Source organism: Periweissella ghanensis (genome assembly GCF_918814755.1).
In the GTDB taxonomy this organism is placed as follows: domain Bacteria; phylum Bacillota; class Bacilli; order Lactobacillales; family Lactobacillaceae; genus Periweissella; species Periweissella ghanensis.
On sequence record NZ_CAKKNT010000050.1, the window covers coordinates 1 to 2,782 of the forward strand.

2 protein-coding genes are annotated in these 2,782 nt (G+C 38.2%); both read right to left on the reverse strand.

What is annotated here, in order from left to right:
* Positions 1-235: 235 nt before the first annotated feature.
* A complete protein-coding gene (gene pepF / locus LQZ76_RS09850; protein WP_230099538.1) occupies positions 236-2,041 on the reverse strand; it encodes an oligoendopeptidase F in 1,806 nt (601 codons plus the stop codon).
* A gap of 65 nt (positions 2,042-2,106) precedes the next feature.
* Positions 2,107-2,610, reverse strand: coding sequence for a hypothetical protein (locus tag LQZ76_RS09855; protein WP_230099539.1), 504 nt, complete (start codon positions 2,608-2,610; stop codon positions 2,107-2,109).
* Positions 2,611-2,782: the final 172 nt, after the last annotated feature.

Consider the following 2,782-nt stretch of genomic DNA (forward strand, 5'->3'; position numbering starts at 1 on the left):
TTAGCCAATTTTTTTAATCGTATTCGATTAGAATTGGCATAAAAAAAGACCCTAAATCTTTTACGATTTAGAGTCTAAAAACTCAATATCAACATCATTTGACAAAGAGCCGAAAATTCTTCATAGAGGATTTTGTCGTATTTTGAATATATCGGACTTTTGGAACCCGTTCTAGCAGCAAATTACCACCAAGAAAGAGTTATGTCACAACCCCGTTTTCGCTTGCAATTAGTGTTTATCCAAGTAAAGCTTCTAATTCGTTTAAACGTTCTTCAAAGACCTTAAAGGCTTGTTCTAAGTACGCTGGTTGTGTCATATCAACACCAGCCTTTTTGATAACTTCAATTGGGAAATCTGAGTTACCAGCTTTGAGGTAGTTTTTGTATGCTTCAACCGCTTGGGCATCACCACGCGTAATGTTGTCAGCTAAAGTTGTAGCTGCTGACATCCCAGTTGAATATTGGTAGACATAGTAATTGTAGTAGAAGTGTGGAATTCGAGCCCATTCAAGCGCAATTTGATCATCAAACGCTAAATCTGGACCGTAGTAGCGGCGGTTTAAATCAGCGTAGAAATCACTAAGAATTTCTGCTGTCAATGGTTCGCCGGCTTGATCTTCTTCGTGTAACCAGTGTTCAAATTCTGCAAATTGTGTCTGACGGAAGACCGTTCCCTTAAAGCCATCTAAGTAGTGGTTTAAAATGTAGGCCCGTACTTTAGGATCAGTTTCGCGTTCCAATAAGTATTCGGTCAAAATATTTTCGTTAGTCGTTGAGGCAATTTCTGCTAAGAAAATTGAATAATCACCGTATTGGTATGGTTGATTCTTGCGCGTAAAGTATGAGTGAACTGAGTGGCCCATTTCATGTACTAACGTAAACAAGTTATCTAAGTTATCTTGCCAGTTAAGTAAAATATATGGATCAGTATCATACGCTCCACCAGAGTATGCTCCTGAGCGTTTACCTTTGTTTTCAACAACGTCAATCCAACGATTATCAAAGGCTTCTTGCACAACATCAAGATAGTCATCACCGAGTGGTTTTAAAGAATCTAATGCTGTGGCAACTGCACTTTGGTAATCATAAGTCAATGCAGCTTCACCAGTAATTGGTGTGTATAAATCATACGTGTGGAGTTCATCAACGCCTAAGATTCGTTTTCGTAACGCTACGTAACGGTGTAATAATGGTAAGTGAGCGTTGACTTGTTCCACTAAAGTTTCAAACACACTTTCCGGAATACTGTTACCCGCTAAAGCTGATTGGCGGGCGCTGTCATAATTGTGCACTGAAGCCAAGTAATTGTGGCCGTGCACGTGTTGTGACAACGTTGAAGCAAACGTATGTTGGAATTGTTCATAACTTTCATATAGTGTCGTGAAGGCTTGCTTACGGACTTCACGATTAGTTGATTCTAAATGCCGTGAGTAAACACCATTTGAAAGTTGTACATCGTTACCATCTTCATCTTGCACAATGCCAAATTTTAAATCGGCATTATCCAAAACCCCAAAAGTATTTTCTGAAGCTGAGAAAATATCACTAGCACCCGCCAATAATTTTTCTTCATTTGGCGTTAAAACGTGGCCACGAGCTTCGGTAATTTTATCAAAGAAGTGCTTGTAAGCACTTAATTCGGTATTTGTGTTAATAAATTCAGTTAAAGCACTTGGTTCAATCGCCAATACTTCTGGTTCAAAGTATGCGATAGCTCCACTAGCTTTAGCCCAAAGCATTCCAGCTTGGGCACTGTAACCTTGATATTTTGAGTTAGCAGTATCTTGATCTGATTTCATTGATGCGTAAACGTAAATTTTTTCAACTTTACGTGTTACATCTAAAATTGCTTGCGTTGCGGCCAATAATTGGTCAGCTGAGTCGGCCAAAGTACCAGCGTATTCGGCTACTTCTGGAAGTTCGGCTTGAACTCCTTTTAACGCTTGTTCCCAAGCCTCATCGTTTGCAAAAATTTTGCTTAAATCCCAAGTTTGGCTGGTTGCAACTTCATCACGGGTTGGTAATTGCTTTACTTCTGACATCATCGTCCTCCAATTTTTCTATCGATACTCTACATATTACCATAAAATGAGAATAATCGTATATTTTAATTTAATTTTAATGAATTAGTTTTAACTTGCCAGTCTGCATACCATTGTGGGTAACAAATTAACCTTAAAACACCCTTTTTTTGACTTATCAAAATCTGATTTACAACTAGTTCAATGATAAATTGATTAACAATATATTTAATTAATCGTTCATCAACGGCTAACCAACGCCCTTCATTAATAAATTCACGTCGTAACAGACTAACTGGGAATTCACTTTGTAACGGCTGGCGCTCCAAAAATAACACGCACTGACAGCGCCATAATATATGGGGAATCCTTAGCCCAATCGGCATACTTTTTTTCGGATGGCATAACCATGGAGCCCCACCTAAATTACGACCTTGTTGATAACATTTTTGCTGGATTAATAACCATTCCGGTTGCTGACGAATTATTTGTTGTTGCACTTTAAAACTTTGGTGCACTAACCGCGTATTGGAAATTTCAATATCTTGCCAAAAGACATGGCGCTGATAGTTAGTAATGCCTTGTAGCAAGTTACCTAGTTCATATTCGTGGTAGGCCCACCGAATAGTTTGAAAATCAACCTCGTTAAAGTTATGTCGCCGTCAAGTTAAATTGAGCCAAAAATAGTCAATAAAGTTGAGCCACATTGATCTAAAACGGTCAATAAAATTGAGCCGTTTCTTCCTTTTTAATTTTTAAATA